This is a genomic window from uncultured Thiodictyon sp., from assembly GCA_903837595.1.
In the GTDB taxonomy this organism is placed as follows: Bacteria; Pseudomonadota; Gammaproteobacteria; order Chromatiales; family Chromatiaceae; genus Thiodictyon.
On sequence record CAILVI010000448.1, the window covers coordinates 1 to 23,905 of the forward strand.

The following is a 23,905-nucleotide window of genomic DNA, read 5'->3' on the forward strand; positions in this document are numbered from 1 at the left end:
CCTGGGGGCCGCTCCTACGCCGTAGGAGCGGCCCCCGGCCGCGACGCCCCTTGAAGCCCCCACGGAGCCCGAGCCATGACCATCGACGCTGAAAAAATAGAGTTTTTTGCCTTCATCGGCCTGGCGATCTGGCTGGTGTTTTATCAGTTCGGCGGTTCGCGGCGACCGCCGCAAGAGCCGGGCGAAGGCAACCAGAAAACCCCTGACTAAGGCAGCATTCCCGGCGCGGAGCGCCTGACACATGCGTGACACCGCAAAGCGGTGTCACGAGCGCAAGATGCAGGCCCCACGGACCCCCAAGACCCCATGCAGACCGACCCGGACCGACTCATCAGCCCGCTCGCCGCCAGCGACGACAGCGCCATCGACCGGGCGATCCGCCCGCGCCGGCTGGCGGACTATGTCGGCCAGCCAGCGGTCAGCGAGCAGATGGAGATCTTCATCGGCGCCGCCCGCGCCCGCAAGGAGGCACTGGACCATGTGCTGATCTTCGGCCCACCGGGGCTCGGCAAGACCACCCTGGCCCACATCATCGCCTACGAGATGCAGGTCAATCTGCGCCAGACCTCGGGGCCGGTGCTGGAAAAGCCCGGCGACCTGGCGGCGTTGCTCACCAACCTTGAGCCGGGTGATGTGCTGTTCGTCGATGAGATCCACCGCCTGAGCCCGGTAGTCGAGGAGGTCCTGTACCCGGCCTTGGAGGACTTCCAACTCGACATCATGATCGGCGAGGGACCGGCCGCCCGCTCCATCAAACTCGACCTACCGCCCTTCACCCTGGTGGGGGCCACCACGCGCGCGGGGCTGCTGACCTCGCCCTTGCGCGACCGCTTCGGCATCGTCCAGCGTCTGGAATACTATTCGGCGGAGGACCTGGCGACCATCGTGCGGCGCTCCGCCGAGATCCTGGCCATCCCCACTGACCCGGAGGGCGCGGCGGAGATCGCCCGGCGCGCCCGCGGGACCCCGCGCATCGCCAACCGGCTGCTGCGGCGCGTGCGCGACTTCGCCCAGGTGCGGGCCGACGGGCGCATCACCGTCGCGGTGGCGGACCGGGCGCTCGCCATGCTCAAGGTGGACGCGCTGGGCTTCGACCACATGGACCGGCGCCTGCTGGCCGCGGTGGTTCGGATGTTCGACGGCGGCCCCGTGGGGGTGGAAAGCCTGGCAGCGGCCATCGGCGAGGAGCGCGGCACCATTGAGGACGTGCTGGAGCCCTACCTGATCCAACAGGGTTATCTGATGCGCACACCGCGCGGGCGCATGGCGACCCCGGCCGCCTATCTGCACCTGGGACTGCCGGTCCCGGTGCGCCAGTCGGCGCCGCTGGCGGGACCGGGACCGGTCATCGGCGACCTTTTCGCGGACGCGCCGGAGTGACCCCGGTTCGGGTGCGAGCAAAACTGATTTGGTTTCGTAGGGTGGATAAGCGCAGCGCATCCACCAGCGGCCCTGGTGGATGCGGCGCGCCCAAGCGCCGTGCCCGGTCCGCAGCGTCATGCCGCGCGCTTTATTCACCCTACGACGGGCGATTTTGCTGACCACATCACTCTTGATCGCACCCTCGGCCATCTTCTTCTGCCCACGCCCGGCGATTTCCGGTTAAGCTCCGCCCCCTGTCAGGGCCGGACCACGGGCGGCCCGGTACGGGACACGCGCATCGCGCCCATCACCTTGCGCGCGCCTTCGAGAGCCCCTTTAAAGAGAGACCCAGATGAGTTCCGACCTTTCGCTGCTGAACCTGATCATGCACGCGAGCTTCGTAGTGCAGCTCGTGCTGTTGGTCTTGGTGCTGGCCTCCGTCATGTCCTGGACCCTGATCCTCGACCGGGGCCGCGTGCTCGGCAACGCGCGCAAGGCCGCCAATGCCTTCGAGGAGCGTTTCTGGTCCGGCGGGGACTTGAGCGCACTCTACAAAGAACTGAGCGACGAGGCGCAGGGCAACCTGGGCCTGGCCGCGATCTTCCGCGCTGGTTTCAAGGACTATGTGCGGCTGCGCAAGATCGAGGGCAGCGACCTGATGGCGGTCCTGCAGGGCGCCGAGCGCTCCATGCGGGTGGCGCTCAGCCGGGAGATGGACCGGCTGGACGCCAACCTGTCATTCCTCGCCACCGTGGGTTCCACCAGCCCCTACGTGGGACTCTTCGGCACCGTCTGGGGCATTATGCACGCCTTCCACGCCCTGGGTAACGTCGACCAGGCGACCCTCGCGCTGGTGGCCCCCGGCATCTCCGAGGCCCTGGTCGCCACCGCGATCGGCCTCTTCGCCGCTATCCCGGCGGTCATCGCCTATAACCGGTTCTCCAATCAGGTGGAGCGGCTCAACAACCGCTACGAGGAATTCATGGAGGAATTCTCCACCCTGTTGCAGCGCCAGGGCCGCGGCTGACGCGCCCGGGGACTCTCCATGCTCAAGCGTTCTCGCCGTCACAGCCGCCGCCGGCCCATGTCAGACATCAACGTGGTGCCCTACATCGACGTGATGCTGGTGCTGCTGGTGATCTTCATGGTCACCGCGCCACTGATCACCCAGGGGGTCAAGGTCAATCTGCCGCAGGCGCGGGCCGGCGGCATTCCGAGCCCGACGGTGGCCTCGGTGGTCATCAGCATCGACCAAGTCGGCGATTTCTATCTCGACGTCGGGCAAGACAAGCACCTGCCAGTCACCGACAAGACGCTCTATGACCGAATCCGCACCGTGCTGGAGAACAACCGCGAAACACCAGTCCTGGTTCGGGCGGACAGCGAGGTGAACTACGGCCGGGTGGTGCGTGCCATGGTGGTCGCCCAGGCGGCCGGGGCGCCCAACGTGGGCCTGATCACCGCCCCGCCGGCGCGCCGTGAACCCTGACCATGTGGCAGGTCCTGCGCCGGAACCGGCGCGCACTCTACTGGTCACTGCTGCTGCACCTGCTCTTCGGGGTGCTCCTGTTCGTCAGCGTCCGCTTCGCGCCGGACCCCAACGCGGCCGGCCAGGCACCCAAGGTGGTACAGGCGACCGTCGTGGGCGACCGCGCCATGGAGGAGATGGTCTCGCGCTTCAAGGCCGAGCAAAGCAGACGCGCGGCTGACGAAAAACGCCAGGAGGCCAAGTCTCTGCCACCCCCACCCGCCGACGCCGCGGCCAAGCGCGAGGCCGAGCTGGCGGCGGCACAAGCGGCGAAACTGGAGGCAGAGCGTCAGGCCGAGGCGCAGCGCGCGGCCCAGACCCAGGAAGACCAGCGCCAGGCCGCCGCCGACGCAGCCCAGCGCGAAGCGGAGGCCCAAGCACGTCGCGAGACCGAGACGGCGACGCGCCAAGCCGCCGAACTCGCCGCCCAGCGCCAGGCCGCCGAGGAGGCCCGCCGCCAAGCGGCGGCCCAGGCCAAGGCCGAAGCCCAGGCGCGGCGCCAGGCCGAGGCCCAGGCCCGGCAACAGGCGGCGGCCGAGGCCCGCCAGGCGCAGGAGGCCACGGCCAAGGCCGCGGCGACTCGGCGTCAGGAGGAAGAGGCGGCGCGCCGCATGTACTCGGAGCGCGAGCAGATCCGCCAGGAACAGCAGCGCGAGCTCCAGATCCAGGCCGAGGCCGAACAAATGGCCGCGCGGGAGGAGCGCCGCCTGGCGGAAGAGGAGTCCAGACAGCGCATCGAGGAGGAGTCGCGCCAGATGGAGCAGGAGGACCGTCAGCGCCTGACGCTGGCGGAGGCCCAACGCGCCCGTGAGGCCGACGACCAGTCGAGATCATCCTCCCAGGAGATCGCCCGTGAGGTGGACCGCTACATCCCCGTGATCAGGGACAAGGTCCGCGAGTTCTGGGTCCGCCCCCCGGCCCTGGCCGGCGAACTGGTCACGGTCGTCTCACTGCGGCTGATCCCGGGTGGGGAGGTGGTACCCAATTCGGTGGGCGTGGTGCAGGGCAGCGGCAATGCGGCCTTCGACCAATCGGTGATTGCGGCCGTTTACAATGCCTCCCCGATCCCGATCCCATCCGGTCCAGCCTTCGAGCGCTTCCGGGAATTCAACCTCAAGTTCACGCCCTGATGCGGTCGCAATGGACAGGATTAACAGGATTTCGCAAGATTTACAGGATAGTAACCTGGCTTGCCTGCCGCCCCGGTTATCCTGGAAATTCCGGTTAACCTGAGGCCGACAATTGCTCAAGCCAAGGCGCCAAGCTCGCCAAAGTTTTTCAGTGTGTTAGCTGCGTTGGGCCACTCACCCGACGGGTGATCTGGATGCATGGTTTATCTTATTGTATTTCTTGGCGAGCTTGGCGCCTTGGCGTGATAACTGCCCTTTCCAGGGTTAATCTTGTCCTATTAACCAGCCGACCGCCACGGTCTTCGATTCTGGCACAATGGACGAACATCGCTAGTGCTGATCCGGGAGACCACAGCCCCATGACCACAGGCAAGCTACTCAGGCTCATTGCCACCCTCACGCTCGCGGCGACGGCATCCTTGATCGTCCCCGGGACGACCCAGGCACGGCTCACGATCGAGGTGACCGGCGGGGTCGAGGCCGCCCAGCCGATCGCGGTGGTGCCGTTCGGGGTCTCGGAGGGCCTGATCCCCAAGGAGGATGTCGCCGCCGTGATCGGCGCGGACCTGGTGCGCACCGGCAAATTCCGCGCCCTGCCCACCCGCGACATGATGGCCATGCCCAGCACCGCGGCCGAGGTGGACCTGCGCGACTGGAGCCTGCTGAAGATGAACAGCCTGGTGATCGGGCGGGTGGAGCAGGAGGGCAGCGGCTACCGCGTGAGCTACACCCTCTTCGATGTCGTCGGGGGCAAAGAGATCGCCTCCTCCAGCCTCAGCACCACGTCCGGGGGGCTGCGCCTCACCGCCCACCGCGTCGCCGACCAGGTCTACGAAAAACTCACCGGTCAACCCGGGGTCGCCTCTAGCCGCATCGCCTACATCACCGCCAGCGGGCATGGCGAGGGCCAGACGGTGACGCTGCGGGTGGCCGACGCGGACGGCAGTAACCCCCAGACCATCGTCTCGTCCAATGAGCCGATCATGTCCCCCGCCTGGGCTAAGGACGGGCGCCAGCTCGCCTATGTCTCGTTCGAGAACCGACGTGCTGCCATCTATGTTCAGGACCTGACCAGCGGGCGCCGCGACCTGGTCGCCAGTTACCCGGGCATCAACAGCTCACCGGCCTTTTCACCGGACGGCCAGCGACTGGCCATGACCCTGTCGAAGGACGGCAACGCCAACATCTATGTGCTGAACCTCCAGACCCGTGAGCTGACCCAACTGACCGACCACTTCGCCATCGACACCGAGCCCTCCTGGTCACCGGACGGCAACGACCTGATCTTTACCTCTGACCGCGGCGGTAGCCCCCAGATCTACCGGATGTCCACCGCGGGCGGGCCGGCCGCGCGGGTGAGCGGTGAGGGCGACTACAACGCCCGCGCCTCTTACTCCCCGGATGGCAAGTCCATCACCATGGTGACCCGGGTCAACGGCCAGTTCCGGATCGTCGTCCAGGACCTGGCGCGCGGCCTGCGCAAGGTCTTAAGTGACGGCGGCCTGGACGAGTCGCCAAGTTTCGCGCCGAACGGCAGCATGGTCATTTATGCCACCGTGCAGAACGGGCGCGGGGTGCTCGCGACCGCCGCGGTCGAGGGCGGCGGCAGCCAGCGGATCTCCCAGGACTCGGGCGAAGTGCGCGAGCCCGCCTGGTCACCGACGATGAAATGAGGATGCCCCCCGTGATACCGACCCTGATGTGCCCGGTCCGCACCGCCGCCGGGCGGCTCGGCCCCTGCCTGGTCTTGAGCCTGTGGCTGACCGGCTGCGCCGAGATGCCGCAAGAAACCGCACCACTGACCGGCATGCCCCCACCGACCCCGAGCGCGGCCCCGCGCACCACGGTCCCGACGGCGAGCACCGAGACACCGCGGCCGACCTATCGCGGCCCCTGGGAGGACCCGTCCAACCCGCTCTACCAGCGCACCATCTATTTCGACTATGACAGCGCCGAGATCAAGCCGCAGTACCTGGACGTGATCCGCACCCATTCCGCCTACCTGGGCACGACCCCCGCTCAGCGCGTGACCCTGGAGGGCAATACCGACGAGCGCGGTACCCGGGAATACAACCTGGCCCTGGGCGACCAGCGCGCCGAATCGGTGCGCAAGCTCATGCTCGCCGAGGGCGTGACCACGGGCCAGATGGCCACCTTGAGCTATGGCGAGGAAAAGCCCGCCGAACCCGGGCACAGCGAGAACGCATGGCGGCTCAGTCGGCGGGTGATCATTCAGTACTGAGGCGCCCGGCACGGATGCAGCAAGGGGAATCGACCGCCAATGAATCCAAACAAGACTTCATGACGACAGCTAGATGAACAACACACGCTCCATCGTATTACTGATCGCGGCCCTCGGGGCGGCGAACGGCAGCCCTGCCAACGCGGCCACCGCCACCGATCCACTCATCGAGAACCGGGTGGCGCGTATCGAACGCATCATCGACAATCAGAGCGCCTCCGGGCAGCAGTTGCAGATGCAGCAACTCCAGCAAGAGATGCAGGAATTGCGTGGCCTGGTGGAAACCCAGCAGTTCGAGATCCAGAAGCTCCAGCGGCAACTGCGCGACCAATACCTGGACATCGACTCCCGCCTGGGCACCGGCAAGGGCCTGGACGCCCCGGCCGGCGCAGCGCCCGCGGCGCCCGGGACACCCGCAAGCGGCACTGAAGGCACGGCAGCGCCCGCCCACCCGAACAGTGCCATCGATGCGAGCGGCAAGGATCTGAAGCCGCCGGTGGGCAACCCGACACCGCCACCCATCAGCGCCCCCACCCCCTCGTCCCCCGGGGCCGTCGGCATCCCCTCCCTGCCCAGCCCGGAGACCACCGGCGGCAATGAACGCGACGCCTACCGCGACGCCTTCGAGCTGCTGAAGCAGCGCAAGTACCCGGATGCCGTGACCGCCTTCAACGAACTGCTGCGTCGCTATCCGCAGGGCCAGTTCACCGACAATGCCCGCTACTGGCTGGCCGAGACCTATTATGCCCAGCGCAACTACCCGGCGGCCCTGGCCGAATTCGATCGGCTGGTGCAATTGAACCCCGGCAGTTCCAGGATTGCCTCGGCGCTGCTCAAGATCGGTGACATCCAGTCCGAGCAGGACGCCCGCGAGCAGGCGCGCAACGCCTACCGACAGGTCATCGCCAAATTCGCGGGCACCCCAGAGGCGCGGCTCGCCCAAAGCCGGCTGGAGAAGCTTGGACCGGAGCGCAAGGAGCCCGCAAGCTACGCTGCGCCAATACCCCACACCAGTACCATGGCACCGCGCCGCAACCCGTAGCAACATGGAGTTGGCGACAGAATAAGGGGGCAGGCTCAATTACAAATTCTGAAGGCCGGCTGACAACCGGCCTTAAGAGCGAGCGCACGCCACCGACCTCGTGCTGACTCGCAGCGTCGACAGGCGCGCGCCGCTTTAGACCGATCGTCAGCCCAAGCTTCAACTCGGTCATATTCGTGAGGTCATCGCAGATGAATACCATCCCCGCCGCCGCTATCGAATTTGTTAAAGAGCTTGAAGGCTTTCGCGCGAATGCCTATCCTGACCCATTACCCATTGGAAGTGGAATGACGCAACCTGGATTGCAGAACAATTCGGCAAATACAACAACCATGGGCTCGCCGGCTTGGTGCGACGCAGAAAGGCCGAGGCAACGCTATTTTGCAAACCGGGCTAAGACGATCCCGGACTAAGCCAACCAACCCCGCGGACGCCTCACGCAATCCTCGCGCAACGCTTAGGCGGTCGACGGTTGGCTAGTCCGATAAGCGCCGGCTTCGGCCTTCTCCAGGAAGGCCTTGATGTGATTGTTGAGCAATTCCGGCAGGGCACGCTCAATCTCGCTATCTGACCAGTCCCACCATTTTAGCGCGAGCAGACGTTTCACCGTCTGCTCATCGAAGCGCACTTTCACGACCGCCGCCGGATTGCCGGCCACCACCGTATAGGGGGCGACATCACGCGACACCACGGCGCGCGCCCCGATCACCGCACCATCGCCGATGGTGACGCCCGAGGTAATGAGCGCCTCGGCGCCGATCCAGACATCGGCGCCGATGATGACATCGCCCTTGGTGCGGGGATGACCGGTATAGCATCCCGCCGACTCCCACAACGCACTGAAGGGGAAGGTGGTCACCCAATCCAGGCGATGCTCGCCCCCCAGGAACACCCTGACTCCCGCCGCGATCGAGGTGAAGTTACCGATCCGCAGAGTGGCCGCCGATCCAAATGCAGATACCGAAAGATCGCCATAGGTGCCACGACCGATCTGGTATTGCGGGTAGCGTTGCGCCAGCGTACATTCCCGCCCCGAGTGCAAACGCCGCTGAATCTTTCCGATCCTACGCTTGATCCAATTGCTCATACTGAACCCCGTTCCTGAATTAAGGCGATAAACGCCTCCTCCATATCTGGCTCCGGCTCCCCGGACCGTGCGGCCTGGGCCTTGATCTGCGCCGGCGTACCGATGGCCAGGACCTCCCCGCCCGCCATGATGGCCAGACGGTCGCAATACTCGGCCTCTTCCATGAAATGGGTAGTGACCAGCACCGTCACCCCGCCCTGGGCCAGGGCATTGATGCCTGCCCAGAACGCGCGCCTGGCCAGCGGGTCGACGCCGGAGGTGGGCTCGTCCAGGAACAGGATGTCCGGCTCGTGCATCAGGGCCGCCGCCATGGCCAGACGCTGCTTGTAGCCCAGCGGCAGGGTGCCGCTCTCCACCCCCGCCAGGTCCTTCAGTTCAAAGGCCTCCAGTGCCCAATCGATCCGCTGCGCGGCGTGCTGGCGCTGCAGGCCATAGGCACGGGCGAAGAAGGCGAGATTCTGTCGCGCCGAGAGGTTGGCATAGAGCGAAAAGCGCTGCGCCATGTAGCCGATGCGCCCGCGCGCCTGGGCGGCGGAGCGTCGCAGGTCCACCCCCGCCACCCGCACCTCCCCGCTGGAGGGGGCCAGCAGGCCGCAGAGTATGCGGAAGGTAGTCGTCTTGCCGGCCCCGTTGGCCCCGAGCAGACCGAACACCTCGCCGGGGTGGACGGCGAAGCTCAAGTCCTGCACCGCGCGGAAGCCGCCAAAGCGGCGGCACAGCCCCTTGACCTGGATGGCATCGCCGGCAAAACCCGGGGTGACACGCCCCTGGGGCAGCGCCACCGCCGCCCGGTCGCCCAGGAGCAGGGCGACGAAGGCATCCTCAAAGCGCGGCGGGACCGGTTCACAGCGGACCGGTTCATCGACGGTTTGGGCCAATGCGTCACAATCGAGCCGCGCCCCCTCCCGCAAGACCACCCGCACCGATTCCCCTTGGAGCACCGCATCCAGCACCTCGGGGCGCAGTGCCAGCGCGCACTGGAGTCGGCGTCGGGACGCGGCCGCGCCGGTCACGCGAAAGGTCCGGCCAGCGAGCGGCGCACTGAAGTGTTCCGGCGCCCCCTGATCCACCACCCGCCCCTGGTGCATCAGGATGACCTCGGCACAGCGCTCCGCCTCGTCCAGATAGGCGGTGGAGAGCAGCACGCTCATGGACTCCTGCGCCACCAGCCGGTAGACGATGGCCCAGAGTTCCCGACGCGATACTGGATCGACCCCCACCGTCGGTTCGTCCAGCAGCAACAGCCGCGGCGGCTTCACCAGGGTGCAGGCGAGCCCCCGCTTCTGCTTCATACCCCCTGAGAGCTGGCCCGCCAGGCGGTGAACGAAGGGGCTCAAGCCGGTCATCTCCATCAACTGCGCGTAGCGCGCCGCTCGCTCGGGGGGCGGCAAGCCTTGGAGTCGGCATAGAGGTCCAGGTTTTCCTGGACGCTCAAGTCCTCGTAAAGGCCGAAGCGTTGAGGCATGTAGCCGATACGCGACTGCACCGCCAGTGCACCGCTGGTCGCATCCAGGCCCAGGACCTTGATCCGCCCTGTGTCAGGGACCAAGAGCCCGGCGGTCAGGCGCATGAAGGTCGTCTTGCCGGCCCCGTCCGGCCCGATGAGACCGGTCACCACCCCGGGACTCAGGCTCAGAGTCACGTCCGCCAGGGCGGTCAGCCGACGGTCCCCGGCGCCAAAGGTCTTGCCGAGACCCAGTGCCCGCAGGGGTGCATCAGACATCGCCGTCAGGTCCAGGCAAGCGAGCGAGTGTGCCCGGGAATGATCCAGGCCCTATTTGGCAATCACTTTGTATTCGATGAGAACGTAGCGCTCACCGACCGACTTGATCTTGGCGACGAAGCTGCCGACCTGCGCCACCGCTTCACCGGCCTGCTGCCATTGCGCCGGGGTACCATGCGGATTGGGCGTATCCCCGCTATAGATCACGCCGTTGGCGAGATAGGTGTGTCCACCCAGGTCGGCCAGGCTTCTGACCTGCGAGAAGGTATAGGCCTCACCGTCGGCCAATGGCTGGGTATAGGTCGAACTGCGGTGGTGCGTCAGCCGCTTGCCGAAATATTTCTCGGCCGCACGATCGACCTGTTCGCTGGTAATAATGACTGAATAGCCGTCCTTGCTCTTTTGCAGGGATTTGAGCCGGTTGATCAGGTTGTGCGCTAGTGCGAACTCAAGCAAGGTGGCATCGCTCAAGGTCTGCGGCGTGAAACTCCTGAGGTCGGCCTCGGAAAAATTACTGAAAAAGACATTCAGGGCCTTTTGTTGGGCCGGATCGAGTGTGACTTCGCTTTGTGCCATCACCGCCAAACATGGCACGAGCAGAAAGAGGAAGACGAGGAATTTCTTCATGACGCCATTACTCAACGTATTTTCCGCCGGTGAACTTTAGGATCGTATCGCCGCCACCGACGCACACATCGTTGTAGCCGGCGGTCCTGGTGGCCAAGGGCACGAAACCGTCGCACGGTATCGCGGTATCCGCGGAAAAATAGACCTCCTCGGACAGCGCACTCCATTTGCCGGCTGAGCTCGCGAACACCTTCATTCCACAGGGGCCGTGCGGGGCCGAAGAGCAGCAATAGGCGTACTCCAGCTTGCCGTCGGCATTCAGATCGACCGCGTAGCCTTCATCGTAATTGCTGCCCCCTTTCACATCGCACCCGGACTTAGCCAGATAGCTCCGCAGATCGGCCGGGAGTGCCTTGGCCTGCACCGTCCTGCAGCTCTGCTGCGCCACCTCGTCACGTGCGCCGCATTGGGCAGAGACGCCACCAGGGACCAGCAACGCCACCGTCAAGACGAGTGGTGAAAAACGCATAAGTGTATTATTTCGCATTTTCTGTTCTCAACCATGGGTCAGCGCAGTCACGCCGGATTGGGTCGGCGCGTCGGCCCCGGGTGCACAGCCTGGTTGCCCCAGCGGTGCGGCGCGCAGGTCGAGCACCACCGTCACCGGCATCCCCTGGCGCAACTCGCCCGCCGGGTTGCAGACATAGACCCGCGCCTGATAGACCAAGTCCGCCCGCAATTCGGTGGTCTGGACCTGCTTGGGGGTGAATTCCGCACTGGGGGCGATATAGCCGACCCACCCTGGGTAGGACTTACCCGGGAAGCTGTCGCTCATCACACGCGCTGGCTGGCCCGGCTTGACCCACCCCAGGTCAGGTTCAGCCAGATAGAGCCGCGCCCACAGTGGCTCGGTGATCGCGATCGTATAGACGGGTCGGTCGGATGAGGCCATGTCACCGACCTCCAGGAAGCGATTCTGGACAATACCCCCGACCGGGGCGACCAGGGTCGCGTAATCAAGGTTAACTTGTGCACTCGCGAGTGCCGACTCCAGGCCGGCAAGTTGGGCGGCCGCGGCGGCCTTAGCAAAGGCGGTCGCGTCTTCGGCATCCTGCGGGGAACCCAGCTTGCGTTTCAACATCTCCTGGGCACGCTCGGCGCGGTGGGCGGCGTTGACCGACTCGGCGCGCGCCGCCGCAAGGTCCGCCCGCAGTTTGGCAAGCTCCTGCGGGCGGATGCCCGCAATGCGCTTGCCGAGTTCGGCACGCTGGGCATCCACTTGGGCGCGGGCGAGGTCGCGCGCCTGAACCAACCGTTGGTCATCGAGCCGACCCAACACCTGCGCCGGCGCCACCCGCGCACCCTCGGCGACCGGCAACTCCGCGATCCGCCCGCTCACCTCGAAGGCCAGGTTGACCAGACGCACGTCGATGTTGCCATAGAGTGTGAGTCGCCCCGCCTCCAAGCCCCCCCCGCGGTGCGACGCGCGGTAGAACCACCAGCCGCCCGCACCCAGGCCAAGCACCAGGAGCAGGATCAGCGGCTTCTTCATCGGCTACAAGCGATTCTGCATGATCAGGAACCAGGGCCGGCGCGGCGTCGCCCGCAAGTGGCCCGCGCCGTCCAGTTCCACGCTGGTCTTGGACACCGAGTTGCGGACATTGCCACCGACCACCTCAAGCGTCTGACCGGACTTGGCGACCACCAGGTCGCAGTGGGTGTTGACACCCTCGAGCATCGACGCACGGGTGTAGCCATCGAAGCCGGAAGGGTGAGCCCCCCCGCGCGGCGCGCAGATCAGGTCGCCCGGCTCGGGACTGTAGTCGATCACCCGCCGCGGGATAAAAAAGCGCCCCGCAAACACGGCCTCGTCGATGAGACTGGCGAGATAGACCGAATGGGCGGTGGCCGGGCGGAACTGGTATTCGGGCACGCCCACCCCCTGCATCACCCAACTGATAAAGGCGGCGGACCAGGGCTGCCGACAGTCCATGCCGGTGAGTCCGGGTTTGCCGACCGTGCGCCAATAGGTGCTGACCCGGTCGCTGTGGATCGCGTCGTCGTCCTCCCAGGCGCCGACGTGGGGGATGCTCTCGTCGGCTCCGTGGAAGACCACGGTCTGACGGCCGAAATAGTCCCACTCGCCGAGCGCGCGGTTGATCATCGCCCGCTTGAGGCCCGGGGCCGGCGTCGGCGGCGAACCGATTGGGACTCCCCCCCAGGTCAAGCGGGCGCCGGGTTGGGAGGCAGGGGGGGTGCTTGCGCAACCCACGAGGGTGCAGCACAGGACCAGGCTCGCGGCAACGGCCATGGCGCCCGCGCCGCCCCGCAAGATGAAAGCGGCGGGCACCTTGGCCGTTCCCCTCCCCGGCCCTCCCCCATTAGGGGAGGGGGAAGTGGAGCGCGCTCCCGGCGCGACTTTCACGGCAAAGCTCGGCCAGGCCGGGGCGGCGGATTGAATCGGCACGAAAACAACTCCTTGAGAATCGCTGGGGGTGGTGGGTCGGACAGACCCCGCAGGGCTGGCGGCCGTGCCCACAGGGCGCTAGCGCGGTGGCCGCCGCGCCTCATGGAACCAGGGTCGGTAGTCCTCCATCCGGGCACGCTGCTCTAAGCTCGCTTGGCGGTGGCAGGTGGCGTAATCGGCCGTGCTCGGGGAGGCCCCCCAGCGCCGCTCGATACAATCGTTGGGATTGTAGGCCATCTCAAGCCCCGCGCGGCGGGCATAGATGTCGCGCAGGCTCAGGCGCTGCGCACTGCCGTCGGTGCGGGTGTAGCTGACGGCCTGCTGGTCCAGGCGCTGCGCCTGGAGTTGTTCGATTCGCGCGGCGGCCTCGGCCGGGCGCTCACCGCGCAGTACATAGAGATCGGGATAGCGGCGGATGCGTGCCGGCAGCCCCTCCAACACGTTGAGTGCAATCAGCAGACGCATGTCGCGCGACGGGGTCGCAAAGTCCTCCCAGGGACCGACCGTCTCGAAGATGGCCGGACCGCTGGGCATGGGGATGGTGGTCCCCGGGTGGGCGCGCATGTAGGCCTCACCCTTGGCCACCGAGTCCACCCGCGTCTTGAGCTGCTCCATCAGGGCCTCCAGGGTGGCCCCATGGGCGGCCTCAGGATCCAGCCCCTGGGGGTTGATCGCTCGTTCCATGCGGGCATAAAAGTCCGCGGGCGCGAGCCCCTGCTGCTCCAAGGAAAACGGCGGCAGGCCGGTGCCGGAGCCGAGCGCACTGTTGGACAGCAGGCGCAGTCCACCACCGCTGCGCACCAGGGGGCGAAACGCCTTGAAGCCGGGTCCGGCACTGGGGGTATCGGCGAACAGGAAGGTCCCCTCCCAGAAGCGCTTGCGCGCCACTGAGTTGTCCGGCTGGGCGTCGACCGCAAGCAACAGCCCGGGCTCGCCGGGGCGCTGGGCAATCCACTTCACCAGCACCATGACGTGACCATAGGGGTCTGCATAGATGGTCCCGGGCCAGAGGGTCGCGCGCTGCAAGGCCACGGGATAGATGTCGGTGGACTCGTCGCGCAGGTCGGTGCGTCCACTACCCGAATGGATCACGTCCATGATGTGCCGGCTCACCCCCCGGAACTCGGCTGCCGACGCCGGCGACCCGACGAAGGCGCTGTCGAGCTGCGACCCCTGGCAGCGCGGCGCGCTGGTGCGACTGCCGCGGCTGCATGGACGGTAGGCGATCGGCAGGCCGAGCTTCCAGGCGAAATAGGCGCGCAAGTAATAGGGAAGATCAGCGCAATCCGGCTCAGCGGTGAGTTGCCGGTCCTCCCCCGCGCCCAGGAAATTGAACAGAAAATTGCGCTGCGGATTGCGTAACACCGGGGTGAGTGAGTCAAAGCTCAGCGACTGATCGGGCGGGGCGTCGAACAGGCGCTCGACCCAGGCCGAGAAGAAGGCGGTCGTCGCCAGATCCCACTCGCCGCTGCTGCGCCGCCCCTCGCCACCCCCGACCTGGACCTCGGCACAGGCCGCGACCCGCCCGCCCCGTAGGGCCTCGATCCGGTAAGTCCCGGCCCGGGTCCAGCTCACGCTGCCCGCGAGCCCCCAGGGCGGCCCGCCGGTGCTGGTGGTGCGCAAGGTCGAGCGCTGCCCGGCACCATCAGTGACCTGCACCTGGTCCAGGGCGCCGTCGGTCGCCACCGCCATGATATCCAGGGGTTCCCCGGGCTTGGGCCGCAACGGGGCGGTCCACACGCTGGCCGCACCGTCCTGGTGACAAGCGGCAGCGGCACTGGCCGCAGACGGCAGCAGGGCCCCGGCCAGCGACAGGGCCAGGACCAGCAGTACAGGCAAAGAGGTGCGCGATAGCATCGGACTCACGGGAACCCAGGTCAAAGTTGCGCGAGTGTATCCCGGACGGGCCAGCGTGGCGACCGGGCCTTGCGGCAAACCCTAAGACACTGGGCTTATTCTGGCAGCCCCCCGGCCGTGACCGGTAACCTCGAGCTCCGGTAGCCGGCGTCAGCTACGGAAACGAGGCGTTGTACCCAGAGGAATTCGTGACGCCTGCGTGCGCATACCCTGGCGGAACCCTCATTCCGCCGCAATTGACAGTCTTGCTGGCCCTTTTTCCGGGAATGCGGTTACCGCAAGATTGCTCGCCATCCGCTGCGGCTAGGCAGACAAGGCCCACACGTTTGTGGTGCGGGGCTGGGAGCGTTCCAAGGGGGGCTGTATTTCCATAATGAATTGGTATAATTAGGACCACAGTTACCCATCCATGGATCGCCTAGCTGGTAAAAGCCTGTACTCCATACTTCAAAATGCAGGTGGGGACCTGTGGAGTGACCAGCGCTACCTGCTTCAGCAATCTTTTGCCCCATACTGACGAGGTCTCCCGGCCTGACCAGGATTGATCCTCGCTTTAGGTGATCGTATCGCGTGGCAAAAACTTCACCGTTTCCAGGGTGCTTGATAACAACTACATTTCCACCATCAAAGCACCAAAAGCAATTACCAGAGCCAATACCGCAGTATGGCCCAATATCGGTACAAACTCGATAGCCATTTGACTGTCCTGCCACGAACCAACCAGTAGGCGGCGCTTGGCAATCCGGCTCGCTGGAATTGGGACACCTGTCGTATTTTCCGTCAAACGTCCACAGCACAACACCATCAGCCGCAGCCACCACCGAAACACCGCTATCCATAGCAGCCCAGCCGCTGAGACCAATATCGGTACCTTGATGGCCAGTGTATCCTGGAGGCGTACAGTCAAACGCTTTGCCATCGCCGTCAATATCAGGGTAGCCAATAATGGAACAGAGGGCATCGTTCGGTTTACAACTTGTTGGATACAACAAATTTCCGGCCGGAAGCGAATTAATGCTGAGAAGCATCAAAGAAGTTGTGACCCCGCGAATACTGATGATCGACATATAAAATACTCCGTTATGGGATTTGAAGGACGTTCTTGTTCACCCCCAGGATGGCCTTGGTCTGCGCGGCGGGCAGTGAGGCGAGCAACGCGTCGGCGCCGGTCTCGTCGCCCAGATCCCTCAGGATGCGGGCCTTTTCCTCGGCCGAGCGGCGGCCGATCACGGGGTAGTCGGCGAATACGTCGTTCACGGTCGTTGCTCCTTGACACTCGGGGAACGTGGGTCAGGCTCGAGTTTCCGGCACGTGACCGAAGATTGTCAATTCACGCGGTTGGGAAGGGGGTGGGCTGCGGCTATTGGTGCGAATTGAAGCGCTGACCTCACCCAAGCAGTGCCCGGGACCCCGGACCGATGCCGGGCAATGCCCCCCGCCCCGACCCTCCCCCACGAGGGGGGAGGGAGACCATGGCGATGGCGAGGCGCGAGGTCGGAGACAGATAATCGCCCAATCGACCCCGCGAACCGACACGAGAACGCACCTGTGGCCAGCCCCGCTGGTGATCGCGCGTCGAGGAGACCGCGATTTTTTCCTACAATGGACTCACCTTCACCGCGGAGATCCGATTCATGCCATCGCATCCCTCAACCCGCACGCATCGCCCCACCCTGGGAGTGTTTTTCTGCACGGCCCTGCTGGTCTTGACCCAGGCACTCGCCCCCCGCCCGGCCTGGTCAGCGACCGACCCCGGGGGCAACCTGGTCTTCATCCTCGACGCCTCGGGAAGCATGAGCGCCAAGGTCCAGGGCCAGCCGAAGATCCAGATCGCCAAGACGGTACTCACCGACCTCATCGCGGACCTCCCCGCGGGGACCCAGGTCGGTCTGGTGGCCTATGGACATCGCCAGAAGGATGATTGCCAGGACGTGGAAGAGTTGGCCACCTTGGGGCCACTCGACAAGAAGACACTCACCGCCAAGCTCCAGGCACTCGCCCCCAAGGGCAAGACCCCGATTACCGATTCTGTGCGGATGGTTGCGGAGGGCCTCAAGACCCGGGAGGACGCGACCACCATCGTCCTGGTGAGCGATGGCGAGGAGACCTGCAATGGCGACCCCTGCGCCCTGGTCAAGGAACTGAAGGCGTCCGGCATCAAGTTCGTGATGCACGTCGTCGGCTTCGATGTCGCCGAAAAAGAAAAGGCGCAACTCGCCTGTATCGCCGCCGCTGGCGGTGGAACCTATTTCACGGCCAAGAACGCCGGTGAATTGGCGAGCGCGGCGAAAAGGATCGCTGCCCCCACCACGGACTCCGGCGGCCGACTCAAGGTCACGGCCCTGCGCAACGGCAAGCCGGTCGGCGCCTATTACCAAGTCTTCAAGTCCGGCCAAGACTTAGACACCGATAAAGAAAGCCTAGCCTCCAATCCCATCGGCGATGACGGCGAAACCATCAAACTCGCCCCTGGCGTCTATGACCTGAAGATCACCAACCAGGAGGATGCCGGCAATCCTGCCCAGACCTTCAGCGCCATCCACGTCGAAGCCGGCAAGGTTGTCGAGAAGATAGCGGACTTCTCCGGCGGCAATCTCAAGGTCAAGGCACTGCGCAATGGCCGCCCGGCCGGCGCCGCTTATCAGGTCTTCAAGTCAGCACCCGCGGATGCCGAGGAGCGCGAGAGCGTCGCAGCAAACCCTATCGGCGATGAGGGCGAGACCATCAAGCTGCTCCCGGGCAGCTATGACCTGGAGATCACGGATTACGAGGACGCCGGTAACCCGCTCCTGAAATTCCCGGGCATTGTCATCAAGGCCGGCAAGACGGTGCAGCAGATCGCCGAGTTCTCCGGCGGCAGTCTCAGGGTCAAGGTCCGCAAAGGCGGCAAGCCCGTCGGCGGCTGGTACGATGTCTTCAAGGCCGGATCGACCGGAGACGAAGAACGGCAAAGCGTCGCCTCCAACCCCATCGGCGATGACGGCGAGACCATCAAACTCCCCGCGGGGACGTATGACTTGGACATCAAGAACATGGACGACGCGGCCAACCCGGTCGCGCACTTTCCCGGCATCGTCATTGAGGCAGGCAGGGTGGTCGAGCGCAGCGGCGAGTTCTAACCTCCGATCTCCCACCCCGACCGTTCGCAACGGACTGCCGCCTGACAACGCCAGCGCCCCAAAGCCCCACGGGAGGCCAGAGCGCACGGTCGGCTCCATCGGGCGCCTGGCAGAGAAAATGGAGGCTGGTTGGCGCGATGCACAAACCGGCGAGCCCCCCACCCACGCGCTTGACACCTCCCGCGTCGCAGTGCATATTTCCCCCAAATAGGTGAGGACGCGTGACCGATGGCCGCGGCAACGTCTCTCATTGGAACACGGCACGGGCAAGTAGTGAAACGATGGATCATTTCAGAGTCGCCGACGCTCTTGCTGCGCTGGAGCGGGCAGGTGAACACATCCTTTTCAATCCCGGGCAGGTCAACCCGGTCTTCTTTCCGCGGGGCGGCGAAGAGGCACTGGCGCTCTTGCGAACATTGCGCGAGATGGGTCGCCTGACCAGAAATCTGGGGGATATTTGTCCGCCCCACCTGTTCGATTTTTTCCTCGCGCACAGCCTGATTGTCCCCATTGCGCCGCCCACGCCAGCCCCGGGTCCCTGTCATTGCCAATCCGCCGGTGGACTCGCGTCGGCCAGAAGCCTTTATCTGCTGCTCACACACGCCTGCAATCAGGCCTGCCTGTACTGCCTTGATGGACAAAGCACCTATCATGAGGCGCCGACCCTCGTCATGTCGGCCGCGGTGGCCCGCGACGCCTTACGCACGATCGCTGAGTCGATCGCCGTCAACGGCAGGATGGAGGTCGTCTTTTTCGGGGGTGAGCCACTGCTGAACTGGCCGTTGGCCAAAGAGGTCATCCGCTACTGCGAGGAAGAATTGAAACCTGCGCATCCCGGCCAGACCTTCACCTACCATTTCACGACTAATCTCACCCTGTTTCCGGATGATTTGATCGCGCTGGCCCGTCGCCACGCGATCACCTTCCTGGTGGACATCGACGGACCCGCGGACCTGCACGACCGGATTCGGCCGTTGAAAAGCAGCGGCCGGCACGGCAGCAGCTTTCGCAAGAGCGCAGACCACATCGCCCGCTTGCGTGACGCGGGGTTGGAGGTCGGATTGCGGGCCACCGTGACCAGCCACAACCACCATCGACTCCTTGAGGTAACCCAAACGCACAAGGCGTTGGGGGGTACGGGCAGCGCCTTCGTGCCCTTGAATGCCGTCGACTCCGACGAATGGATCATGCCGTTGGAATTGTGCCCGGACCCGGCGCTGTATGCGCAGGGCCTGCGACAAGTCTATCGCGAACGGATCTGGCCGGTCAGCGCCCTGTTTCCGTTCAGCGAGTACCTCTCGCGGTTGCGGCCGGATTACCGCTCAGGCGTCGCCTGCGGGGCACCCTTGGGCAATACGCCGGTCGTTACTGCCGACGGCCGGATTTTCTCCTGCATCTATCTGGTCGGCATTGAGCGCTTTACGCTTGGCGACTTGACTCGCAACGATTTTCCGCGCCCGTCGGTGATGGCGGAAATGCAGGAAATTGCTGGGCGCCCCACCCGGCCGGAATGCGCCGACTGCGACTTTCGTCAGCTCTGCGGCGGCGGCTGCCCGGTGGGAAAGTTCATCATCGCCGGTAATCCGCAGGCCACGCCCGCCATCCGGCGCTATACGCAAGACGTCGTGTGCGCTACCAGCAAGACCGTGTTGACTGAATTGCTGTGGGAGCAGGCGAAAGTGGCATGGTCGAACCCATCTGAGGCGTCTTAAGGACTGAAGGAGAGCACGATGAAGAACCCAACCGATAACGCGCCTGATGCGCCGCCGCCACAGACACTACGGCCGAGCGCCGGCGCGGCTGGGGACCAGCAGACTCGGGCGATGGTGATGTGGGGCGTGATCGCGGCGGTCTCATTATATGGCGGTGGGGCGGCCCAAGCGCGGGTCGGCGCTCAGCACACCGGGGCCGCCGCGGCGATCGATCGATTGACGCAAAGTGCCGCCGACGAATTGGCAGGCAAGCGTGCAGAGCATGGTGCAAACGACGACACGCAACGCGCCGGCGACACGCTTCGCATCGGCTGCACCAACATCTACATTTCTCCGGGTAGTTGCATGAGTGGCTGCGTCGGTAGTTGCACGGGCTGCACTGGTGGTTGCACGACCTGCACCGGTGGCTGCACAACGGCCTGCACGAATTGCACGAGCGGCTGCAAGACCTGCACAGGTACCGTCACCAACTGCACGCATGGTTGTATCGGCTGCACGGCCAGCTGCATTAGCTGCACGGCCAGCTGTATCAACTGCACGGCCAGCTGCACGGCCAGCTGCATCAACTGCACGACCAGCTGCACGGCCGGCTGCACGGCCGGCTGCACAAGCAGCTGCACGAATAGCTGCACGAGCTGTACGAGTGGCTGCACGAACTGTACAAGCTGCACGGGTAGCTGCACGGGTAGCTGCACGAGCGGCTGTACGAATAACTGCACCAGTAGCTGTACGAGCTGCACGACCATGTACACATCTCGCACCTGTGCGACCTGTACGACCATGTACACCTCTCGGTAGCCTTAGGCATGGCGCCAGGACATACACCACAGTAACTTCGCACTCATGAAGACTAAGCGGCACCCCTTTCGTCGCGCCGCAGTTCACGATCGACAATGGCTGCCACCACCAAGTCACCCCAGACATTGATGGCGGTGATGGGGTAGTCGAAGAAGCGGTCCACGACCAGATAGAGTGCCAGATAGGTTTGGGGAAGACCCAACAGGTTGAGCATGAAGGCCATCATGGCGATACCCCCACCGGGGATGCCGGCGGTGCCGGCGGAAGAGGCCATGGTGAGCAGGACGATATAGACGGCCTGGAGCGGACTCAGGTCCGCGCCGGCCAGCTGCGACATGAAGATCAGCAGGACGGATTGGTAGAGACAGGAACCGTCCATGTTCAGGCTCGCCCCCAGGGGCAGACTGAAGCTCGCGACCCGCTCACTGATCCCGAACGCCTCCAGCGCACGCATGGAGACGGGCAAAGTAGCCGTGCTGGAGGCGGTAGAGAGTGCCGTCAAGAGCGGCACCCGGCAGGCGGCCGCGAAGGTCCACGGTGAGCACCGGGCACGCACGCGGTAGAGGCCGGGCAGGAGCACCACCGAGTGCAGGAGCGCCGCCAGCCCCACTGCCCACACGAAGGCGCGCAGTTGAAAGACCCCCGCCCAATCCATCTCGGCCAGCCCCGCATAGACCAGGGCACCGACACCCACGGGGGCGAATAGCAGGACGCCGTTCAAGGTCTGCATCAGTAGCGCGTCCAGGGCATGGGCACCACCCAGCAGGGTCGTCCGGTGGCTGGCGGCGATACGCCGCGAGGCCAACGCCGCCACCACCGCGATGAAGACGATATGGAGCACGTTTCCCGCCGACAGCGAAACGAACAGGTTGCTGGGGATGAAGTTCGCGACCAACCGGTCGACGCTGATCGCCGCCGCGTTAGGTGACACCGGCGGGAGATCGAGCAGTCCGACCGGCAGATCATGGGAGAAGAGAAGGCCGAGGGAGGTCCCCAAGGTCGCTGCCACCGAGGTGGTCACGAGGTAATAGGTCATCGCCCGCCCGCCCATTTGCCGCAGGTCCGTACTGCCGGCCAGTGAGGCAAAGATGGAGACCAGGATCAGCGGCAGGATCAGCAGCTTCAGCACCGAGACAAAGATCTGCCCCAGCCAGGCGACATAAGGCGCGCCCTGCGGGAACAGCAGGGCGAGCGCGATGCCGAGCAGGAGGCCGACGGGAACCGAATAGAAGTGGCGTAGGATCATTGAGAAGACCACCCTAGCCGCCGCACATTGAGCTCCACCTCATCCTGGTCGCTGTAATAGACCTTGCGGTCATTACGATCGATATAGCGCTCGTGACCCTTGCCGGCGATCAACGCGACCCAGGGTTCGTCCGCCGGACGTTCGGCGAGCAGGTCGAAGAGTCGCGCGACGGCCTGCGGGCGATCCACCACCACCTCCGTGCCCTCCTTCGGCATCCCGGCGAGGATGTCAGCGATGATCTGCTCCGGGTCCTCGTGGCGGGGATTGTCGGAGGTCACGATGGCGTGGTCGGAGTGACGCGCCACCGCCTCCCCCATCAGCGGACGCTTGCCGTGATCACGGTCACCCCCGCAACCGAACAGGGTCAGCACACGGTGCCCGGGAAACCCGCTGCGGATCGCCGTGAGGATAGTATCCAGTGCGTCCGGGGTGTGGGCGAAGTCGATGACGATGGTCCGGGTACCGAAGGTCCGGCATTCGAAACGCCCGTCGACCGGGTGCAAATGCCGCCAGTCTTCGCGCGGGCCCGGGCCCAGCACCCCATCCGCCAGGGCGGTCGCCAGGGCGTAATTCAAACGGTTGTGTTCGAGTGCCAGGAAGGGCTGGGCCCGAATCGCCTCAGCCCCCAGGGAGGCGGCGCCCAAGATCTCGATCGGTACCCGCGGTTCGCACTGGGCCGCCAGACGGGCCGCCACCGAGTGACTGGTGCAGTAGAGCCGGCCGCCGTCCTGGATCAGGTCCAGGATGCGTGCCTTGGCGGCAAAATAGGCGGCCTCGCCCCCGTGATAGTCCAGATGGTCCTGGGTGAAATTGGTCCACCCAGCGCTCATCAGCGGAAGGCCGTAGGCGCGGCCCTGGTCCAGTGCGTGGCTGCTGATCTCCATCGCCACGACATCACACTGGTCCTGATGCGCGTGCAGCAACCGGCGCAGTTCGATCTGGGGCGGTGAGGTGAAACCGGTCGTGGCGAGCGGCTGCCCGTCGAGCGACACCCCTAGGGTGCCGACTGACAGCACCCGTTGCCCATTGGCGGCGAGGATCGACTCGAGGTACTTGACGGTAGTGGTCTTGCCGTTGGTCCCGGTGACGCCGATAAAGTTCAGTGCCCCGGCCGGTAACGGATAGACCAGGTCACAGCAGCGCCCCACCACCTTGGGCCATTCACCGGGGCGGGTCACATAGATGCACTTGAACGGCAGCCGATCAAAGCAGTCGAGCATCCGGTTGGTGACCAGCACCGCGAATCCACTGGCCGCCAGATAGCGCTCGAAGACCTCGGCATCGCTGCGTCCATCCTCAAAGCGCTGGAAGAACAGGATAGAGCCAGGGCCGCAGGCATCCGCGCGCCACTGGATATCGGTGAGTACCGGCCCGCCCGGCGGCTCATGCCGCCAGGCGAAGTCGATGGTTGCAAGCAGGTGTGAGAGCGGATCGGACGGCATGGGCAGCGGCCTGAAAAGAAGGGTTATGCGCGAATCATCATGGCCGCTCAGCGGTTGCTACATCATACCCAGCCAGGTCGGGAATGCGATCGAAAGCCCGGGCCAATAGGTGACCAGCAGCAGGAAAGCGAGCATCCCCAGCAGCCAGGGCCAGACCGCGACGGTCAACTCGGTGATACCCATCTTGGTGATCCCGGATGCCACGTACAGGTTGAGCCCCACCGGCGGATGGCACATGCCGACCTCCATGTTCACCACCATGATGATCCCGAAGTGGACGGGATTGATCCCCAGCTTGATCGCCACCGGAAAGAGGATCGGCGCGAAGATGAGCACAATCGACGTGGGCTCCATGAAGTTGCCCGCCAGGAGCAGCAGAACATTGACCGCCAGCAGGAAGGCGATCGGCCCCAGCCCTTGCGCCAGCATCCAGTCGGCGAGCGTCTGCGGGATGTTCTCGTTGGTCAGGATGAAGGAGAACATCACCGCGTTGGTGATGATGTAGAGCAGCATGGCGCTCATGTTCGCCGAGTTCAGCAGCACCCGCGGCACATCCTTGAGGCTCATGTCCTTATAGACGAAG

26 protein-coding genes are annotated in these 23,905 nt (G+C 65.1%); 11 read left to right on the forward strand and 15 right to left on the reverse strand.

Features of this window, described 5'->3' with window-relative positions; genetic code table 11:
• The first annotated feature begins 75 nt into the window (after positions 1-75).
• The 9 genes from QZY44_RS26800 (at position 76) to QZY44_RS26840 (ending at position 7,717) form a co-directional block, all read left to right on the forward strand.
• Positions 76-210 (forward strand): hypothetical protein, encoded by a 135-nt coding sequence (locus QZY44_RS26800; protein WP_295455313.1) that lies wholly within the window; start codon positions 76-78, stop codon positions 208-210.
• A gap of 96 nt (positions 211-306) precedes the next feature.
• Positions 307-1,380 carry a Holliday junction branch migration DNA helicase RuvB gene (gene ruvB / locus QZY44_RS26805; protein WP_295455315.1) on the forward strand — a complete coding sequence of 358 codons (1,074 nt, stop codon included), beginning with the start codon at positions 307-309 and terminating at the stop codon, positions 1,378-1,380.
• A 334-nt stretch (positions 1,381-1,714) separates the two neighbouring features.
• Positions 1,715-2,389 (forward strand): protein TolQ, encoded by a 675-nt coding sequence (tolQ, locus tag QZY44_RS26810; RefSeq protein ID WP_295455317.1) that lies wholly within the window; start codon positions 1,715-1,717, stop codon positions 2,387-2,389.
• An 18-nt stretch (positions 2,390-2,407) separates the two neighbouring features.
• Positions 2,408-2,851: a protein TolR gene (tolR, locus tag QZY44_RS26815; protein WP_295455319.1), complete on the forward strand. Its 444-nt coding sequence runs from the start codon at positions 2,408-2,410 to the stop codon at positions 2,849-2,851.
• 2 nt (positions 2,852-2,853) lie between these two features.
• On the forward strand, positions 2,854-4,020 hold the full coding sequence (tolA, locus tag QZY44_RS26820; protein WP_295455322.1) for a cell envelope integrity protein TolA: 1,167 nt from the start codon (positions 2,854-2,856) through the stop codon (positions 4,018-4,020).
• A gap of 359 nt (positions 4,021-4,379) precedes the next feature.
• Positions 4,380-5,693, forward strand: coding sequence for a Tol-Pal system beta propeller repeat protein TolB (gene tolB, locus QZY44_RS26825; RefSeq protein ID WP_295455324.1), 1,314 nt, complete (start codon positions 4,380-4,382; stop codon positions 5,691-5,693).
• Between the two features lie 2 nt (positions 5,694-5,695).
• Positions 5,696-6,262 carry a peptidoglycan-associated lipoprotein Pal gene (pal, locus tag QZY44_RS26830; protein WP_295455326.1) on the forward strand — a complete coding sequence of 189 codons (567 nt, stop codon included), beginning with the start codon at positions 5,696-5,698 and terminating at the stop codon, positions 6,260-6,262.
• A gap of 73 nt (positions 6,263-6,335) precedes the next feature.
• Positions 6,336-7,304 carry a tol-pal system protein YbgF gene (gene ybgF / locus QZY44_RS26835; RefSeq protein ID WP_295455328.1) on the forward strand — a complete coding sequence of 323 codons (969 nt, stop codon included), beginning with the start codon at positions 6,336-6,338 and terminating at the stop codon, positions 7,302-7,304.
• Positions 7,305-7,495: 191 nt separating this feature from the next.
• Entirely contained in the window at positions 7,496-7,717 is a 222-nt protein-coding gene (locus QZY44_RS26840; protein ID WP_295455330.1) for a hypothetical protein, read from the forward strand.
• Positions 7,718-7,761: 44 nt separating this feature from the next.
• Here the strand turns inward: QZY44_RS26840 and QZY44_RS26845 are convergent, their stop codons facing one another.
• From QZY44_RS26845 to QZY44_RS26895, 11 genes are all read right to left on the reverse strand, one after another.
• Positions 7,762-8,391, reverse strand: a complete 630-nt coding sequence (locus QZY44_RS26845) for a CatB-related O-acetyltransferase (protein ID WP_295455332.1) — start codon at positions 8,389-8,391, stop codon at positions 7,762-7,764.
• Positions 8,388-9,728 carry an ATP-binding cassette domain-containing protein gene (locus QZY44_RS26850; RefSeq protein WP_295455334.1) on the reverse strand — a complete coding sequence of 447 codons (1,341 nt, stop codon included), beginning with the start codon at positions 9,726-9,728 and terminating at the stop codon, positions 8,388-8,390. Before QZY44_RS26850 ends, QZY44_RS26845 begins: the two co-directional genes overlap by 4 nt.
• 14 nt (positions 9,729-9,742) lie before the next feature.
• The gene (locus tag QZY44_RS26855; RefSeq protein ID WP_295455336.1) at positions 9,743-10,114 is read right to left on the reverse strand and encodes an ATP-binding cassette domain-containing protein; all 372 of its coding nucleotides are present in this window, start codon (positions 10,112-10,114) and stop codon (positions 9,743-9,745) included.
• Between the two features lie 51 nt (positions 10,115-10,165).
• Positions 10,166-10,741: a hypothetical protein gene (locus QZY44_RS26860; protein WP_295455338.1), complete on the reverse strand. Its 576-nt coding sequence runs from the start codon at positions 10,739-10,741 to the stop codon at positions 10,166-10,168.
• Positions 10,742-10,748: 7 nt separating this feature from the next.
• Complete coding sequence (locus QZY44_RS26865; RefSeq protein WP_295455340.1) at positions 10,749-11,210, reverse strand: hypothetical protein; 462 nt, start codon at positions 11,208-11,210, stop codon at positions 10,749-10,751.
• Between the two features lie 27 nt (positions 11,211-11,237).
• Positions 11,238-12,233 carry an efflux RND transporter periplasmic adaptor subunit gene (locus tag QZY44_RS26870; protein ID WP_295455341.1) on the reverse strand — a complete coding sequence of 332 codons (996 nt, stop codon included), beginning with the start codon at positions 12,231-12,233 and terminating at the stop codon, positions 11,238-11,240.
• Between the two features lie 3 nt (positions 12,234-12,236).
• Positions 12,237-13,148, reverse strand: coding sequence for a DUF2272 domain-containing protein (locus QZY44_RS26875; protein WP_295455343.1), 912 nt, complete (start codon positions 13,146-13,148; stop codon positions 12,237-12,239).
• 78 nt (positions 13,149-13,226) lie between these two features.
• Entirely contained in the window at positions 13,227-15,005 is a 1,779-nt protein-coding gene (locus tag QZY44_RS26880) for a hypothetical protein (protein WP_295455345.1), read from the reverse strand.
• Between the two features lie 272 nt (positions 15,006-15,277).
• On the reverse strand, positions 15,278-15,718 hold the full coding sequence (locus tag QZY44_RS26885) for a M23 family metallopeptidase (RefSeq protein ID WP_295455360.1): 441 nt from the start codon (positions 15,716-15,718) through the stop codon (positions 15,278-15,280).
• Complete coding sequence (locus tag QZY44_RS26890; protein WP_295455361.1) at positions 15,616-15,924, reverse strand: hypothetical protein; 309 nt, start codon at positions 15,922-15,924, stop codon at positions 15,616-15,618. Before QZY44_RS26890 ends, QZY44_RS26885 begins: the two co-directional genes overlap by 103 nt.
• A 161-nt stretch (positions 15,925-16,085) precedes the next feature.
• Positions 16,086-16,262, reverse strand: a complete 177-nt coding sequence (locus QZY44_RS26895) for a hypothetical protein (protein WP_295455347.1) — start codon at positions 16,260-16,262, stop codon at positions 16,086-16,088.
• 377 nt (positions 16,263-16,639) lie between these two features.
• Here QZY44_RS26895 and QZY44_RS26900 point away from each other — a divergent pair, with 377 nt between their 5' ends.
• Positions 16,640-18,124 (forward strand): VWA domain-containing protein, encoded by a 1,485-nt coding sequence (locus QZY44_RS26900; RefSeq protein WP_295455349.1) that lies wholly within the window; start codon positions 16,640-16,642, stop codon positions 18,122-18,124.
• A 281-nt stretch (positions 18,125-18,405) separates the two neighbouring features.
• Positions 18,406-19,836, forward strand: coding sequence for a radical SAM protein (locus QZY44_RS26905; RefSeq protein WP_295455351.1), 1,431 nt, complete (start codon positions 18,406-18,408; stop codon positions 19,834-19,836).
• A gap of 323 nt (positions 19,837-20,159) precedes the next feature.
• On the opposite strand, the gene QZY44_RS26910 is transcribed toward QZY44_RS26905, so the two are convergent.
• From QZY44_RS26910 to QZY44_RS26925, 4 genes are all read right to left on the reverse strand, one after another.
• A complete protein-coding gene (locus QZY44_RS26910; RefSeq protein ID WP_295455354.1) occupies positions 20,160-20,618 on the reverse strand; it encodes a hypothetical protein in 459 nt (152 codons plus the stop codon).
• A gap of 68 nt (positions 20,619-20,686) precedes the next feature.
• Complete coding sequence (locus QZY44_RS26915; RefSeq protein WP_295455356.1) at positions 20,687-21,880, reverse strand: dicarboxylate/amino acid:cation symporter; 1,194 nt, start codon at positions 21,878-21,880, stop codon at positions 20,687-20,689.
• Positions 21,877-23,322 (reverse strand): UDP-N-acetylmuramoyl-L-alanyl-D-glutamate--2,6-diaminopimelate ligase, encoded by a 1,446-nt coding sequence (locus QZY44_RS26920; protein ID WP_295455358.1) that lies wholly within the window; start codon positions 23,320-23,322, stop codon positions 21,877-21,879. The genes QZY44_RS26915 and QZY44_RS26920 overlap by 4 nt, the downstream gene beginning before the upstream one ends.
• 57 nt (positions 23,323-23,379) lie before the next feature.
• Positions 23,380-23,905, reverse strand: a 526-nt coding sequence (locus QZY44_RS26925; RefSeq protein WP_295455359.1) for a TRAP transporter large permease subunit, incomplete at its 5' end; no start/stop codon positions are given.

Bases quoted from the DNA above. Each gene is read 5' to 3' on its own strand.
- QZY44_RS26800 (WP_295455313.1), top strand. From the start codon at position 76: ATGACCATCGACGCTGAAAAAATAGAGTTTTTTGCCTTCATCGGCCTG.
- ruvB (WP_295455315.1), top strand. From the start codon at position 307: ATGCAGACCGACCCGGACCGACTCATCAGCCCGCTCGCCGCCAGCGAC.
- tolQ (WP_295455317.1), top strand. From the start codon at position 1,715: ATGAGTTCCGACCTTTCGCTGCTGAACCTGATCATGCACGCGAGCTTC.
- tolR (WP_295455319.1), top strand. From the start codon at position 2,408: ATGCTCAAGCGTTCTCGCCGTCACAGCCGCCGCCGGCCCATGTCAGAC.
- tolA (WP_295455322.1), top strand. From the start codon at position 2,854: ATGTGGCAGGTCCTGCGCCGGAACCGGCGCGCACTCTACTGGTCACTG.
- tolB (WP_295455324.1), top strand. From the start codon at position 4,380: ATGACCACAGGCAAGCTACTCAGGCTCATTGCCACCCTCACGCTCGCG.
- pal (WP_295455326.1), top strand. From the start codon at position 5,696: ATGCCCCCCGTGATACCGACCCTGATGTGCCCGGTCCGCACCGCCGCC.
- ybgF (WP_295455328.1), top strand. From the start codon at position 6,336: ATGAACAACACACGCTCCATCGTATTACTGATCGCGGCCCTCGGGGCG.
- QZY44_RS26840 (WP_295455330.1), top strand. From the start codon at position 7,496: ATGAATACCATCCCCGCCGCCGCTATCGAATTTGTTAAAGAGCTTGAA.
- QZY44_RS26845 (WP_295455332.1), bottom strand. From the start codon at position 8,391: ATGAGCAATTGGATCAAGCGTAGGATCGGAAAGATTCAGCGGCGTTTG.
- QZY44_RS26855 (WP_295455336.1), bottom strand. From the start codon at position 10,114: ATGTCTGATGCACCCCTGCGGGCACTGGGTCTCGGCAAGACCTTTGGC.
- QZY44_RS26860 (WP_295455338.1), bottom strand. From the start codon at position 10,741: ATGAAGAAATTCCTCGTCTTCCTCTTTCTGCTCGTGCCATGTTTGGCG.
- QZY44_RS26865 (WP_295455340.1), bottom strand. From the start codon at position 11,210: ATGCGTTTTTCACCACTCGTCTTGACGGTGGCGTTGCTGGTCCCTGGT.
- QZY44_RS26870 (WP_295455341.1), bottom strand. From the start codon at position 12,233: ATGAAGAAGCCGCTGATCCTGCTCCTGGTGCTTGGCCTGGGTGCGGGC.
- QZY44_RS26880 (WP_295455345.1), bottom strand. From the start codon at position 15,005: ATGCTATCGCGCACCTCTTTGCCTGTACTGCTGGTCCTGGCCCTGTCG.
- QZY44_RS26890 (WP_295455361.1), bottom strand. From the start codon at position 15,924: ATGGCAAAGCGTTTGACTGTACGCCTCCAGGATACACTGGCCATCAAG.
- QZY44_RS26900 (WP_295455349.1), top strand. From the start codon at position 16,640: ATGCCATCGCATCCCTCAACCCGCACGCATCGCCCCACCCTGGGAGTG.
- QZY44_RS26905 (WP_295455351.1), top strand. From the start codon at position 18,406: ATGGATCATTTCAGAGTCGCCGACGCTCTTGCTGCGCTGGAGCGGGCA.
- QZY44_RS26910 (WP_295455354.1), bottom strand. From the start codon at position 20,618: ATGGTCGTACAGGTCGCACAGGTGCGAGATGTGTACATGGTCGTGCAG.
- QZY44_RS26915 (WP_295455356.1), bottom strand. From the start codon at position 21,880: ATGATCCTACGCCACTTCTATTCGGTTCCCGTCGGCCTCCTGCTCGGC.
- QZY44_RS26920 (WP_295455358.1), bottom strand. From the start codon at position 23,322: ATGCCGTCCGATCCGCTCTCACACCTGCTTGCAACCATCGACTTCGCC.